The organism is Paenarthrobacter sp. CCNWLY172, from assembly GCF_037402035.1.
In the GTDB taxonomy this organism is placed as follows: Bacteria; Actinomycetota; Actinomycetes; order Actinomycetales; family Micrococcaceae; genus Arthrobacter.
The window spans coordinates 199,060-212,884 of record NZ_JBBEGB010000002.1 but is presented as its reverse complement, the minus strand read 5'-3'; the positions used below and the strand labels follow the sequence as shown (position 1 = coordinate 212,884).

11 protein-coding genes and 1 tRNA gene are annotated in these 13,825 nt (G+C 63.5%); 10 read left to right on the top strand and 2 right to left on the bottom strand.

The features are described from left to right. The first annotated feature begins 101 nt into the window (after window positions 1–101). Genes WBN73_RS03760 through WBN73_RS03745 form a run of 4 tightly spaced genes read left to right on the top strand, consistent with a single transcriptional unit; the run spans window position 102 to window position 5,018 of the window. Window positions 102–1,253, top strand: a complete 1,152-nt coding sequence (locus WBN73_RS03760; protein ID WP_207596830.1) for a resuscitation-promoting factor — start codon at window positions 102–104, stop codon at window positions 1,251–1,253. A 26-nt stretch (window positions 1,254–1,279) separates the two neighbouring features. After that, window positions 1,280–2,161 carry a 16S rRNA (adenine(1518)-N(6)/adenine(1519)-N(6))-dimethyltransferase RsmA gene (gene rsmA, locus WBN73_RS03755; protein WP_337339552.1) on the top strand — a complete coding sequence of 294 codons (882 nt, stop codon included), beginning with the start codon at window positions 1,280–1,282 and terminating at the stop codon, window positions 2,159–2,161. Continuing rightward, entirely contained in the window at window positions 2,158–3,150 is a 993-nt protein-coding gene (locus tag WBN73_RS03750; protein ID WP_337339553.1) for a 4-(cytidine 5'-diphospho)-2-C-methyl-D-erythritol kinase, read from the top strand. Before rsmA ends, WBN73_RS03750 begins: the two co-directional genes overlap by 4 nt. A 35-nt stretch (window positions 3,151–3,185) precedes the next feature. Then, the gene (locus tag WBN73_RS03745) at window positions 3,186–5,018 is read left to right on the top strand and encodes an ABC-F family ATP-binding cassette domain-containing protein (protein ID WP_337339554.1); all 1,833 of its coding nucleotides are present in this window, start codon (window positions 3,186–3,188) and stop codon (window positions 5,016–5,018) included. A gap of 84 nt (window positions 5,019–5,102) precedes the next feature. Here WBN73_RS03745 and WBN73_RS03740 read toward each other — a convergent pair whose 3' ends face one another. Both WBN73_RS03740 and WBN73_RS03735 read right to left on the bottom strand, forming a co-directional pair. After that, a complete protein-coding gene (locus WBN73_RS03740) occupies window positions 5,103–5,504 on the bottom strand; it encodes a VOC family protein (protein WP_207596834.1) in 402 nt (133 codons plus the stop codon). A gap of 242 nt (window positions 5,505–5,746) precedes the next feature. Continuing rightward, window positions 5,747–6,346, bottom strand: coding sequence for a TetR/AcrR family transcriptional regulator (locus WBN73_RS03735; protein WP_026542776.1), 600 nt, complete (start codon window positions 6,344–6,346; stop codon window positions 5,747–5,749). Between the two features lie 299 nt (window positions 6,347–6,645). On the opposite strand from WBN73_RS03735, the gene WBN73_RS03730 reads away from it, so the two are divergent. The 6 genes from WBN73_RS03730 to WBN73_RS03705 all read left to right on the top strand — a co-directional run bounded on the left by WBN73_RS03730 (window position 6,646) and on the right by WBN73_RS03705 (window position 13,806). Next, a tRNA-Gln gene (locus tag WBN73_RS03730) sits at window positions 6,646–6,717 on the top strand. A 120-nt stretch (window positions 6,718–6,837) separates the two neighbouring features. After that, on the top strand, window positions 6,838–8,331 hold the full coding sequence (gene glmU, locus WBN73_RS03725) for a bifunctional UDP-N-acetylglucosamine diphosphorylase/glucosamine-1-phosphate N-acetyltransferase GlmU (protein ID WP_207596835.1): 1,494 nt from the start codon (window positions 6,838–6,840) through the stop codon (window positions 8,329–8,331). Between the two features lie 2 nt (window positions 8,332–8,333). Continuing rightward, on the top strand, window positions 8,334–9,314 hold the full coding sequence (locus tag WBN73_RS03720) for a ribose-phosphate diphosphokinase (protein WP_011774071.1): 981 nt from the start codon (window positions 8,334–8,336) through the stop codon (window positions 9,312–9,314). Between the two features lie 316 nt (window positions 9,315–9,630). Further along, on the top strand, window positions 9,631–10,200 hold the full coding sequence (locus WBN73_RS03715) for a 50S ribosomal protein L25/general stress protein Ctc (protein WP_207596836.1): 570 nt from the start codon (window positions 9,631–9,633) through the stop codon (window positions 10,198–10,200). A 147-nt stretch (window positions 10,201–10,347) separates the two neighbouring features. After that, on the top strand, window positions 10,348–10,932 hold the full coding sequence (pth, locus tag WBN73_RS03710) for an aminoacyl-tRNA hydrolase (RefSeq protein ID WP_280627533.1): 585 nt from the start codon (window positions 10,348–10,350) through the stop codon (window positions 10,930–10,932). Between the two features lie 141 nt (window positions 10,933–11,073). Beyond that, entirely contained in the window at window positions 11,074–13,806 is a 2,733-nt protein-coding gene (locus WBN73_RS03705; RefSeq protein WP_337339555.1) for a helix-turn-helix transcriptional regulator, read from the top strand. The last annotated feature ends 19 nt before the right edge of the window (window positions 13,807–13,825 follow it).

The following is a 13,825-nucleotide window of genomic DNA, read 5'->3' as shown; positions in this document are numbered from 1 at the left end:
AAGTGTGGGACCAGGCTTTGTGCCTGGCCCCTCCGTTTTGCCGCTGGCATTATTTTTGTGCTTTTCCCCGTGCCCGGATGGTCTGAGAGTTATGGGCAATCGTGATCAAGTTCTTCACAACGGATGGCAAGTTCAGCTTCCTCAAAGTCGGTGCCCAGTTGCTGGTTGTTGCAGCGCTGGTGGTCGGAGTTGTCGCGTTTGTGGGCAACAACAAGACTGTCACCCTCAACGTGGACGGCAAGGTAAGTTCCATCCAGACCTTCGGCGGCACGGTTGACCAGGTGGTCAAGGCGGCAAAGGTTGAGCTGAAGGACGCTGACAGGGTCTCTCCCGCCCTCGACGCCCGTGTGGATAACGGCTCCGTGGTCAACATCAACCTCGCGAAAGCGGTGTCCATTGAATTGGACGGCGCGCGCAAGACCGTGAACACGAACGCCCCCGATGTCGCCGCACTGGTCAGCGAACTTGGAGTGGCAAGCTCCTCCGAAATCTCCCAGCCGAAGGAAGCATCGCTGGAAGTCACCGGTTCCTTCGTCTCCATCTCAACTCCCAAGACCATCAGTGTTGTTGCCGACGGCAAGGACACCACCACCACCACGACGGCGGCCGACGTCGCCACCGTGCTGAAGGACACCGGCGTCACCGTCGGCGCCAACGACCGCATCTCACAGCCTGGCAACGCGCCCATCGTTCAGGACATGGTGATCAAGGTCTCCCGCGTGGACACCAGCAAGACCGCAGAAGCCACGGAGGAAGTGCCCTTCGAAAGCGTGAAGACCGAAACTGCTGAGCTGTTCAAGGGCGAAGAGAAGGTTACCCAGGAAGGTGTGGCCGGTTCGCTGGTCAAGACGTTCAAGCTGGTCCTGGTTGACGGGCGTGAAGCGTCACGAGCCCTCGTCTCAAGCAATGTCACCACCAAGCCGGTGACCGAAAAGGTCAGCGTGGGCACCAAAGCCCGCCCGGTAGCTGCTCCGGCCAAGGCAGCCGCAACCTCCAGCGGCCCCACGGGCGCACCGAACGAAGCTATGTGGGACAGGATTGCCCAGTGTGAGTCCGGTGGAAACTGGTCCATCAACACCGGCAACGGCTACTACGGCGGCCTCCAGTTCTCCAGCCCGACGTGGCTGGCCAATGGTGGCGGAGCCTACGCTCCCAACGCCAGCCTGGCCACCAAGGCACAGCAGATTGATATCGCCAACCGCCTCTACGCCAAGAACGGCCTCCGCGACTGGGGCTGCGCGCACGCAGCCTGACCCTCCACAGGCGATACGATACCTAGGTGACTGAACCGAATTCCGAACCCGCCGCCGTCGCGCCTTTGCTGGGCGCCACAGACATCCGACGGCTTGCCGAGGAAATCGGTGTACGCCCTACGAAGACCCTTGGGCAGAACTTTGTGATTGACGGCAACACCATCCGCAGGATTGTGGCGGCCGCCAACATCGACTCCGATGAAACCGTGCTGGAAGTCGGCCCTGGACTTGGCTCGCTGACCCTCGGCTTGCTGGACGCAGCCAAGACTGTTGTGGCGGTGGAGATCGACCCCGTGTTGGCGGAGAAACTGCCGGCGACTGTGCGTGCCTGGCGGCCCGGAGCGGAAGACAACTTCCACCTGGTGCTCTCCGACGCCATGAAGGTCACCGAACTGCCCGTGCCTCCCACGGCACTGGTGGCAAACCTGCCGTACAACGTTGCGGTCCCCGTGGTGCTTCACCTCCTGCAGCACTTCCCGAGCCTGCAGCACGGCCTGGTCATGGTGCAGGACGAGGTAGCTGACAGGCTTGCTGCGACTCCCGGGTCCAAGATCTACGGTGTTCCCTCCGTGAAGGCCGCTTGGTACGGGCACATGCGCAAAGCCGGTGTCATAGGCATGAACGTGTTCTGGCCTGCGCCCAAGATCCATTCGGGACTCGTGGCTTTCACACGCCACGATCCGCCCCGGACCCATGCCACCCGCGAGCAGGTCTTCGCCGTTATCGATGCTGCATTTGCCCAACGCCGGAAAACCCTTCGGGCGGCGCTGGCCGGCTGGGCCGGGAGCGCCGCTGAGGCAGAACGATGCCTGGTTGCGGCCGGCGTGGACCCCACCGCGCGCGGCGAAGTCCTGGATATCTCCGCCTATGTCAAGATCGCCGAAGCCGGCCACCCCGTGGACGCATGAACCCGGGCACCCGCAAACCCAGCAGCCTCCCGTTCGCGGGGGACCGCTTCCATGCCCGGACAGTCCGCGTCAAAGCGCCCGGGAAGGTCAACGTCTCCCTGAGCGTCGGACCGCTGCGGCCTGATGGCTACCATTCGGTGGCCAGTGTCTACCTTGCCGTTTCCCTCTATGAGGAAGTGGCGGCAACGAGCACCGAGGCACAGGGAATCACTGTCAGCATCAGCCCCGACAGCACGCTTGATCTCGACGGTGTGGACATTCCGCTGGATGAGCGGAACCTCGCCTACAAGGCCGCGGCCATCATGGCCGAAATGTCCGAGAAGCCCACCGGTGTGCACCTTGAAATCACCAAGCGCGTGCCGGTGGCCGGTGGCATGGGCGGCGGTTCAGCGGATGCCGCGGCGACCCTGCTTGCCTGCGATGCCCTGTGGAACAGCGGACTGTCCCGCGAGGAACTCGCGCATCTGGCGGCAGAGTTGGGAGCAGACGTGCCGTTCTCGCTCCTGGGGGGCACCGCCGTCGGGCTGGGCGTGGGCGACAAACTCTCCCCGGCCCTGGCCAAAGCCCAGATGGACTGGGTGCTGGTCTTTGCAGATTACGGGCTCTCGACACCTGACGTCTTCCGGACCCTTGACGGACTGCGGGATTCCGAGGGCGTGGACATTCCGGAACCAGTGGCCGTGGACCCCACCATCCTCCAAGCGCTCCGTCATGGAGACCCTGAGACCCTCAGCCGGGTGTTGATCAACGACCTTCAGAGGGCTTCCATCACGTTGGCGCCTCAACTTCGCGACACCATCGGACTGGGCGAGGCACGCGGTGCCCTGGCCGGAATGGTCTCGGGCTCCGGCCCCACTATCGCTCTGCTTGCCCGCGACTCCGTTTCAGCCAGTGTCCTCGCCGAAGAGTTGACCCACCGCGGCCACACTGCCTTGGCGGTCCACGGCCCGGTGCCCGGCGCCCGGATCATCTCCGATACCCTCCTTTAGTACCTCCGCATTCCAGCAGTAGAAAGTAGTACCCATTGGCCCATCTGCTTGGCGGCGAAAACCTCACCGTTTCGTTCGCGACCCGCACTGTCCTCGACGGCGTCACCATCGGTTTGGAGGATGGCGACCGCATCGGCATGGTGGGCCGTAACGGCGACGGCAAATCGACCCTCATGCGCCTGCTCGCCCTGCGCTCGACGCCGGACTCCGGACGGGTCACCAAACGGGGCGATGTCAACGTGGGCTACCTGGACCAAGGCGACGTGCTCGACGGCGACCTGACAGTGGGCGCTGCGATCGTCGGCGACCGCGCAGACCATGAATGGGCCGCCAACGCCAAGATCCGGGAAGTCATGGGCGGACTGGTGGGCGACGTCGACTGGCACGCCAACGTCCACGCCCTTTCCGGTGGCCAAAAGCGCCGCGTTGCGCTGGCCAAGCTCCTCATCGAAGACCACGACGTCATCATGCTGGACGAACCCACCAACCACCTCGACGTCGAAGGCGTCGCCTGGCTGGCCCGGCACCTGAAGACTCGCTGGCGCGCCAACCAAGGCGCGTTCCTGGTGGTCACCCACGATCGCTGGTTCCTCGACGAGGTCTGCAATTACACCTGGGAAGTCCACGACGCCATGGTGGACATGTTCGACGGCGGATACGCCGCGTACGTTTTGGCCCGCGCCGAGCGTGACCGCATGGCGTCCGTCGTCGAAGGTAAACGCCAGCAGCTCGTCAAAAAGGAACTCGCGTGGTTGAGGCGCGGCGCCCCTGCCCGGACCGCCAAGCCGAAGTTCCGCATCGAAGCCGCCAACGACCTCATTGCCGACGTGCCAGATCCCCGCGACTCGGTGGCGCTCAGCAAGATGGCCACCGCACGTCTCGGCAAAGACGTGCTGGACCTCGAGAACATCACCCTGGACTTCTTGGGCGGCGAGAGCGGGCAGAAGCTCTTTGACAACATCACGCTGCGGCTCGCACCGGGCGAACGCCTTGGCCTGGTGGGTGTCAACGGTGCCGGAAAGTCCACCCTGCTGAAACTGCTCAACGGCGAAATCCAGCCGACCTCCGGCAAAGTCAAGCGCGGCAAGACCGTGGTCACCGCCGTGCTCACCCAGGACGTCAAAGAACTCGACGACGTCTCCGACCTGCGCGTCATTGAAGTCATCGAACGCGAAAAGCGGTCCTTCAGCGTGGGTGGCAAGGAATTCACCGCAGGCCAGCTCGTGGAACAGCTCGGGTTCACCAAGGAAAAGCAGTGGACACCCGTCAGCGATCTCTCAGGTGGTGAGCGCCGCAGGCTCCAACTTCTGCGCCTCCTGGTAGGGGAGCCCAACGTCCTCATGCTCGACGAACCCACCAACGACCTCGACACCGACACCCTGGCCGCCGTCGAAGACGTCCTGGACGGCTGGCCCGGGACCCTGGTGGTTGTCAGCCACGACCGTTACCTCCTGGAACGCGTCACCGACAACCAGATGGCGTTGCTCGGCGACGGAAAACTCCGTGGCCTGCCGGGCGGCGTCGACCAGTACCTCGAGCTGCGCGAAGCCGCCCTTGCATCCGGCGCTGTTGGTGGGGGCTCCGGCGCGCCGACCTCTGCCAGCGGGTCCTCTGCTTCCGCTGCTGCTCCGTCCGGTGCCAGCGAAGCCGAAAAGCGGGAGGCCCGCAAGGACCTCAACAGGATCGACCGCCAACTCGGCAAGATCTCGCAGCAGGAAGAGAAGCTCCACACCCAAATGGCAGCGAAGTCCGAATCCGGCGACTTCGATGCCTTGGGGGAACTCAACGCCAAACTGCAGGAGTTGCTCGAGGAAAAGGAAGGGCTGGAGCTGGAGTGGTTGGAGGCCGCTGAAACCCTCGGCGAGTGATGGTGGGGCCGCCTTCCGACGCTCTCTCACATCCCTCGGGCTTGCGGCCGACCCTCCTGCACATCCCTCGGGTTCGGGTGGATGCTATTGCGTCCCTTCGTAGCCTATGAGCCAGTGGAGGCCGTGGCGGTCCACTACTTGACCGTCTGATGCACCCCACGGCTTCGGTGCGAGTGGGTCCAAAATTCGGCCGCCGTCCGACAATTTGTCGAACCATTCATGAAGAACTTCGGGATCGGCAGCTCCCAACAGCGCGAGCATCGCGCCTTGGATTTTGACTGTCGTTTCACCGCCGGCAGCGTCGGATCCGAACAAAGAGACCGCACCGCTCAGGACCCCATGGGCGATGGCATCCGACGGGCCGTCCGTGCGGTTGAAGTCCTCAAAGCTGTGCAAGGAAAGCTCACCGCCGAAGATCTTCGCGTAAAAGCCAAGCGCCTCGCGGGCTGTTCCGGGAAAAGTGATATAGAGCTGGGGTGCCGTCATGAGCTCATCCTACGAACCAGTCACCATGGCACACACCCCTGACACCTCGCCAACCCGCCATCCCCTTCCAGCCCAACGACGACAATGCCTCGACGGTCGAACCCGAGCCCACATGGGAGGTGAGAGAGGGTTGGATTTAAGGACGTGGGATGTGAGAGAGGGTTGGGTTTAAGGGCGTGGGATGTGAGAGAGCGTGCCTTGAGGGCGACGGCGCTGTGGGGGGGGGTGACCAAGGGAGGGACCTAAGCCTCGGAACGCAGCCCGGGCTCCTTTTGCAACCCGGTGAGGCCGTTCCATGCCAGGTTCACCAGGTGGGCGGCGACGGCGCGCTTGTCCGGTGTGCGGCTGTCGAGCCACCACTGGCCGGTCATTGCCACCATCCCCACCAGCATCTGCGCATACATGGCACCGTCTGCGGCGCTGAACCCGCGGCGGGCGAATTCGTCGGACAGCAGGTGCTCCACCCGGGCAGTGACGTGGGAGAGCAGTGTGGAGAAGGCGCCTTCGGGCTGCGATGGAGGGGCGTCACGCATGAGGATCCGGAATCCGTCGGTGCGGTCTTCGATGTAGCCAAGGAGGGCCAGGGCTGCGCGTTCCACCAGTACCCGGGGTTTGGCTTCGGTACTGAGGGCTTCGGTAATGGAGTCCAGCAGGATCCGGAATTCGGTCTCCACAACCTGCCGGTACAGGCCTTCCTTGGAGCCGAAGTGCTCGTAGATGACGGGCTTGGAAACTCCCGCGCTGGCAGCGATTTCCTCAATGGTGGTGCCGTCCAGGCCGCGGGCAGCGAAGAGCGCGCGGCCAATGCCGATGAGCTGGGATTTGCGCTGCTGGCCGGTCATCCTGATGCGGACTCCAGGGCCGGTGGAAACCTGGTCCAAGGGTGCAACGGTGTCCTCGGGCCGGGGGAGTTCAGTGCGCTTGCTCACGTGACCATCATGCCTTACCGGCCGGTTACAGGCCCGGCATGGCGGGTCGGAAAGGGGCGCGGGAGGCATCGCGGAGTGCGCCGTGGCCGGGGTGCCGGGCGGTCAAGTCGCGAAGCATGCAATGGTCATGGCAAACTAGATTCTTGTGTGTGCATCCCGGTAGCCCGGGAAACCGTCAAGCCCTGCTGCTTGATGGTGTGAATCATGCACGGTCCGCTCTGGTGTAATGGCAGCACCCCGGCCTTTGGAGCCGTGGAGTATAGGTTCGAATCCTATGGGCGGAACGGTCGGAAAATGCGCTCCTCTCTGTACCTGGAACGGCTCGAACGGTGCCTGGGTCCATTGGGATGGCAGCATTCCGAAGCCGGGTTACCCGGGACATACCGAGCAAGGAGAGCCAGTACGTGAGCCCCGAATCCACCGGTCCCGCAGCGGTCATAGTTTTGGCCGCAGGCGCTGGAACGCGCATGAAGTCCCGGACCCCCAAGATTCTCCACGAAATTGGCGGACGCTCCATGGTGGGCCACGCTCTCCTGGCAGCCCGTTCCATCACTCCGCTGAAGCTGGCGCTTGTTGTCCGGCACGAGCGCGACCGCGTGGCCGAGCACGTCACCGGGCTGGATCCCGAAGCATTGATTGTTGACCAGGACGATGTCCCCGGTACCGGTCGCGCAGTGGAGGTGGCCCTCAAGGCCCTCGACGCCGAAGCCGAACTTACCGGCACCGTCGTAGTGACGTACGGCGATGTTCCGCTCCTGACGGGCGAACTGCTCGGCGAACTCGTTACCACCCACGAGGCCGAGGGCAACGCTGTCACGGTACTCACCGCGGTCCTGGACGATGCCACGGGCTATGGCCGGATCCTCCGCGCCGAAGACGGAACTGTCACCGGCATCCGTGAACACAAAGATGCGAGCGAGTCCGAGCGCAGCATCCGCGAGGTCAACTCCGGTATCTACGCCTTCGATGCCGCCGTGCTGCGCACCGCGCTGGCGAAGGTGACCACGGACAACGCGCAAGGCGAGATGTACCTCACTGACGTCCTGGGATTGGCGCGCGACGCCGGTGGCCGGGTTGCCGCCGTCGTGACCGAAGACCGCTGGCAGGTTGAAGGCGCCAACGACCGCATCCAGCTTTCGGCGCTGGGCGCCGAGCACAACCGCCGCATCATCGAATCCTGGATGCGTGCCGGCGTGACCGTGGTTGACCCGGCCACCACCTGGATCGATTCGACGGTGACCCTCGACGAAGACGTCCGTCTGCTGCCCAACACCCAACTGCACGGTTCCACCACAGTGGCCCGCGACGCCGTCGTGGGTCCTGACACCACCTTGACAGATGTCAACGTGGGCGAGGGCGCGAAGGTGATCCGCACGCATGGTTCCGGTTCAACCATTGGCGCCAAGGCGAGCGTAGGACCGTTCACGTACCTCCGCCCGGGCACGGTGCTGGGGGAGACCGGCAAGATCGGCGCGTTCTACGAAACCAAGAACGTGACCATCGGCCGCGGTTCGAAGCTGTCCCACCTGGGCTACGCCGGCGACGCGGAAATCGGTGAGGACACCAACATCGGCTGCGGCAACATCACGGCCAACTACGACGGCGAGAAGAAGCACCGTACGGTCATCGGCTCGGGCGTCCGCACCGGTTCCAACACGGTCTTCGTTGCTCCCGTGACGGTAGGCGACGGTGCCTACAGTGGCGCCGGGGCCGTCATCCGCAAGGATGTTCCCGCAGGCGCCCTCGCCCTCAGCCTGGCCGCGCAGCGGAACGCCGAAGGTTGGGTCATTGCCAACCGTCCGGGGACCTCTTCCGCTGCTTTGGCTGAAGCCGCCCAGGAACCGGCGTCCGCCTCCACATCCTCACAATCCCCGGCAACCATAGAAGAAGGCAAATAGGCATGAGCGAAATTACCGCACACGGAGAGAAGAAGTTAATTCTCGCCGCCGGAAGGGCACATCCGGAGCTGGCGCAGGAAATCGCGAAGGAGCTGGAGACTGAGCTCCTGCCCATCGACGCCTACGACTTCGCCAATGGGGAAATCTACGTCCGTTCGGCCGAGAGCGTGCGAGGCACCGATGCCTTCGTCATCCAGGCCCACCCGGCACCGCTGAACAACTGGCTGATGGAGCAGTTGATCATGATCGACTCCCTGAAGCGCGCCTCTGCCAAGAGGATCACGGTTGTTTCGCCGTTCTACCCCTACTCCCGCCAGGACAAGAAGGGCCGCGGCCGCGAGCCCATCTCGGCCCGCCTGGTTGCCGACCTGTACAAGACTGCCGGCGCGGACCGCATCATGTCCGTGGACCTGCACACCTCGCAGATCCAGGGCTTCTTCGACGGCCCCGTTGACCACCTCATGGCCATCCCGCTGTTGGCTGACTACATCCGCACCAAGGTTGAGGCTGACAACATCACCGTTGTTTCCCCCGACACTGGCCGCGTCCGCGTTGCCGAGCAGTGGGCCGAACGACTGGGCGGCGCCCCGCTGGCGTTCGTGCACAAGAGCCGCGACCTCACGGTTCCCAACCAGGCTGTTTCCAAGACCGTTGTTGGCCAGGTGGAAGGCCGCACCTGCGTCCTGATCGATGACATGATCGACACCGGTGGAACCATCTCCGGTGCTGTCCAGGTCCTGAAGAACGCCGGTGCCAAGGACGTCATCATCGCCTGCACCCACGCGGTCTTCTCCGACCCCGCGGCGCAGCGCCTGGCCGATTCCGGCGCCCGCGAAGTCGTGGTCACCAACACGCTGCCCATCCCTGCCGAGAAGCGCTTCCCGTCATTGACGGTGTTGTCGATCGCACCGCTGATTGCACGCGCCATCCGTGAAGTGTTCGACGACGGTTCGGTCACCAGCCTGTTTGACGGCAAGGCATAAGACTGCCTGAATCAGAACGGGCCATCCGCTGCCTCCGGGCATGCGGGTGGCCCGTTTTGCTGCCCGTTTTCATGTTGGACGTGTTCCGCTGCTAAACTCTTGGGGATACCTTGGCGAGGGAGAGCACATCCGGTCCACGTTGCGTGGGCCTGGGTTGCGGGTCTCCGTTATCGACTGGGTCTGCATCTCCTTCGACACAGGCGGAACGGCTGCCCAGCGGCCGCCCTCAGCCGGGCGTAGAAGGTCTCCAGACCTCCGCCCTTGCTGATAGACCAGCCCGGCTTTTACCGGGCGCCACAGTAATCAAGGAGTACACATGTCTGAGCAGAAGCTCACCGCAGAACTGCGCACCGAATTCGGCAAGGGTTTCGCCCGCCGTGCACGCATGGCCGGCCAGATCCCGGCTGTCATCTACGGCCACGGCGCAGAGCCGATCCACATCAACCTGCCGGGCCGCGCCACCACGCTGGCAGTGCGCGTTTCCAACGCCCTTCTGGCGATCGACGTCGAGGGCGAGCAGCACCTGACGCTCGTCAAGGACATCCAGCGCGATCCCGTAAAGCAGATCATCGAGCACGTTGACCTGCAGACCGTGAAGGCCGGCGAGAAGGTTACCGTCGACATCGCGATCCACGTTTCCGGTGAAGTTGCTCCGGGTGCTGTTGCCAGCCTCGAAGCCACCACGGTTTCCCTCGAGGCTGAGGCAACCCACGTTCCCACCGCCGTCGAGGTCAGCATCGAAGGCCTCAAGGCCGGCGAGAGCATCCACGCTTCCGACCTCGTCCTGCCGAAGGGTTCCACCCTCCTCACCGAAGGCGACACCCTGGTGGTCCGCATCGCTGAGACCGCTTCCGAGGCTGAAGAAGAAGCACCGGCCGCTGAGTAGTCTTGTGACTGCTTGAGGCGCAAGCCGTTGAGTGGCCGGGTACCTTCGGGTCCCGGCCACTTTCCTTTGTCCTTGCCCTGTTCAAGACCAGTCCCGCCGGCGCATCAGTTCCCGCTGATACATCGAAACGTTCCCTAGGATGAGACCATGAGTGACACTTGGCTGATTGTCGGCCTCGGCAACCCCGGCAGTGAGTACAGCAACAACCGGCACAACGTGGGCCAGATGGTGCTGGATGAACTTGCTGCCCGCATGGGCGGAAAGTTCAAGGTCCATAAGGCCCGGGCCCAGGTAGTGGAGGGCCGGCTGGGTATCGGTGGCCCCCGTGTGGTGTTGGCCAAGCCCATGACGTACATGAACACGTCAGGGGGGCCGGTTGCGGGCTTGTGCAACTTTTTCGACATCGCCGCGGACCATGTCATAGCGGTCCACGACGAAATCGATATTCCTTTTAACACAGTCAAGCTAAAACTGGGCGGGGGCGAGGGCGGGCATAACGGCCTGCGGGACATCTCCAAAGCTCTCGCCACCAAGGACTATTTGCGCGTCCGCGTAGGAGTGGGGCGGCCTCCGGGCCGGATGGAGACCGCCGATTACGTCCTCCGGGATTTCGCCACCGCCGAAAAGAAGGAACTGCCGTTCCTGGTGGACGAGGCCGCCGACGCCGTGCAGTTGCTGATGGACCAGGGCTTGTTGTCTGCGCAGCAGAAACACCACCCCGCCAAAGCTTGAGCGAATCTTGAGGTAAGCCTGAGGAAAGCCTGACGGTCCCAAAGACCCTAAGGCCTACAAACTGTCGGCGCCCGGCGGTAGTGTGCATGGTACGCAGGTAAGCGGTGGGGGACTGTCGCGGATGTGTAGCGAAGGATGCGAATGTCGGCGGAGTTGCTAAACAAGGGCGGGGGAGGCGCAGCAAGGGCTGCGGCTCCCGATCTTGTGGGCGGACCAACGGACAGGCAAACGTGGTCGCTGCTGGCCCGCAGCCGCGATCTGTCCAAGGCGGGAAAATTCCTCGACTCACCCGATTCGTATGGGGTGGTCCTCACTGGTCAACGGGGAATCGGCAAATCCGGCCTCGCCCGCGCCGTAGTCTCCTCGCTGGGCCCCAAGGTCCACAGCCTTCAACTGCGGAACACTGTTGCCAATGGCCAAACTCCGTATGGATGCCTGGGTTTCCTGCTGGCCCGCCTGCCATCCGAAGCCGTCAGTTCTCCCACCGGCATCCTGCATGCAGTGACAAGCCTGATCAGGCAGGAAGCGGCGGGCCGGGACACCGTTCTCATTGTGGACAACGCCGGCGGCATGGACCCCATGAGTACAGGCGTGCTGCTGAACCTCATGGCCACCGGAACCGCCAAGGTAGTTGCCACAGTGCAGCGAGCCAGCGACCTGCCAGCCGACTTCCACCGCCTGGTCCTCGAAGGCGAGCTGGGGGAGGTCCATCTCAATACCCTGAGCGAAGAACAGACCAAGCAGGTGTTGGGATCGGTCCTGGGACACTACGTATCATCAACGCTGGTTGGTTCGCTGCACGCGGCAGTGGGCGGAAACCCGATGCTGTTGCATGCCCTCCTGGAAGAGCAGCGGCAAACCGGCAACTTGGTACTCAACGATTCCGTTTGGACGCTGCGCGACCGGATCAAACTGGAGGGCGCCACGGTGGTGGAGGACTTCGTCCGCTCCAAACTGGCGCGCGAAACACAGGCCAGCAGGACCGTCGTCGAAATCCTCGCCTGTGCGCAGCGTGCAACCCTGGTGGACCTGGCAGGCATCTTTGGCACCGAAGTTCTGGTAGAGATGGAAGACTCCGGGCTGCTCGCCGTTGAACGGGGCGAAAACCACTGGGTATCCCTGAGGGATCCCTATGTGGGCGAGGTGGTCCACAGCTGGCTGAGCACCCGCCGCAGACGCGAACTGCGGCTGATGCTTCATGGCCCCAAAGAGCCTGAACTGCAGGGCCTCGCCGCGCAGGATCTCCTGAGCTATGCCGCATGGATGCACTCCTGCGAAGACGAACCAATGCCCTCGCCTGCCCACGCCTTGGCAGCCGGACGCGCAGCACTGGACAACTACGATCCCAACTTTGCCATCCAGTGCACGCTGTCCTTGGATCCCAAAGACGAAGAGTGGGTCCCGGGGCAGCGGCTGAAAGCTGCGGCGTACCTCATGCTGGACCTGCCGTTGCACGCCGCCCAGGCTCTGGATGAGGTGTCCGAGTCCCACCTTGCCGCGCTGGACCCGGTGGAGTTCGCGGAAGTAACCGCCGCGAAATGCCAGGCAATGACGTGGATTGATGGTCGGGCGGGCATGGTGCCGGGGGTCATCTCCGACGGACTTGAGACTCTCGGGGCCATGGCGGGCAACTACCCGCCTGAGACAGTGGCCAAGGCCTATAACCGCCTTCACCTGTGCAGTTATGAGTACAACACCTACATGGGTGAGTACGCCTCCATCATCGATCAATTGGAGGAAGAACTGGCCAAGGATCCTCAAGTGGACCGGGAGCACTGGTTGAGGTCGGCGTTCTTCCTGGTTGAGGCCCGCTGCATTCTGGGCCGGGAGCTTGAGGCGCAGGAACTTGCGCGGACCGTTTCACGGCATCTGGGCGATACTGACCGGCCTGCCCAGCTTGAAGAAGCCTTTGCCAAGCACGCTTTCCTGGTCCTCTTGCTGTCCGGGCAGTGGAGGCAATGCATCGAACTCATGCGCCGCACACCGTCCCGGTCGTCGCGGCTTCAGTACAGGGGTGCCCTGACTGAACTGGGCATCGGCCTCGCCTACGCCTACGCCGGTAAACCTGCCAGTGCCATTGAGCCCCTCAGATCAGCGGTTGCCCAGCTGGAACTCCGCCCGGCCATGAACATGAACAAGGTAGCCTACGCTGCCACCGCTTTTGCCTATGCGCAGGTGGGCAATTCCGTGGAAGCGGGCCGTTATCTGGACCTGTACAGGACATGCCGTGGCGAGGGAACCTATTTCTCCGAATCCGTGGCTGATTTCTGTGCCGAGATGGCGGGGCGATGGATGGGGGATCCGGACGTCAAGCAGCGGCTCCTGGCCCGGGTCCGCGACGACGTCGAGAAACAGCGGGTGACCACTGCCGGCATCTGCCTCTTCGGCGCCACGGTTGAAGGCACCGACGAAGAGTACCGGCTGCTCGAGGATATTGCCGGGCGCCGCCAGGGGCCACTGGCCCGGATTTCCGGGAACCTCGCCCGCGGTGCACTGGACAGGAGTTCACGGTCCCTGCTGGAGGCAGCCGACGCCGCTGCCGCGCTGGACCTGTTGGTGGTCGAGGCCAGGTGCGTGGCCATGGCACTGGACTTTGCCCGGGACGCGGGTGAGACAACCGCTGCCCGCACGGCGCAGCTGAGGCTGGAACGGCTGGAGCATTCCGTGTCCGCGTTGCCGATACAACCGCGCAGCGACGCGCCGGTATTGACGGAGCGGGAACGCCAAATTGCTAAACTCGCCGGGAAGGGTGTCAGCAACCGTGAAATCGCGATGGATATTGGGGTGTCTGTGCGAACTGTCGAAGGCCATTTGTACCAGGTGTTCACAAAGTTGGGTGTTTCGTCTCGAGGCGAGCTCAATGGGCTCCTATGAGGCAGGCAACACTGTAGAA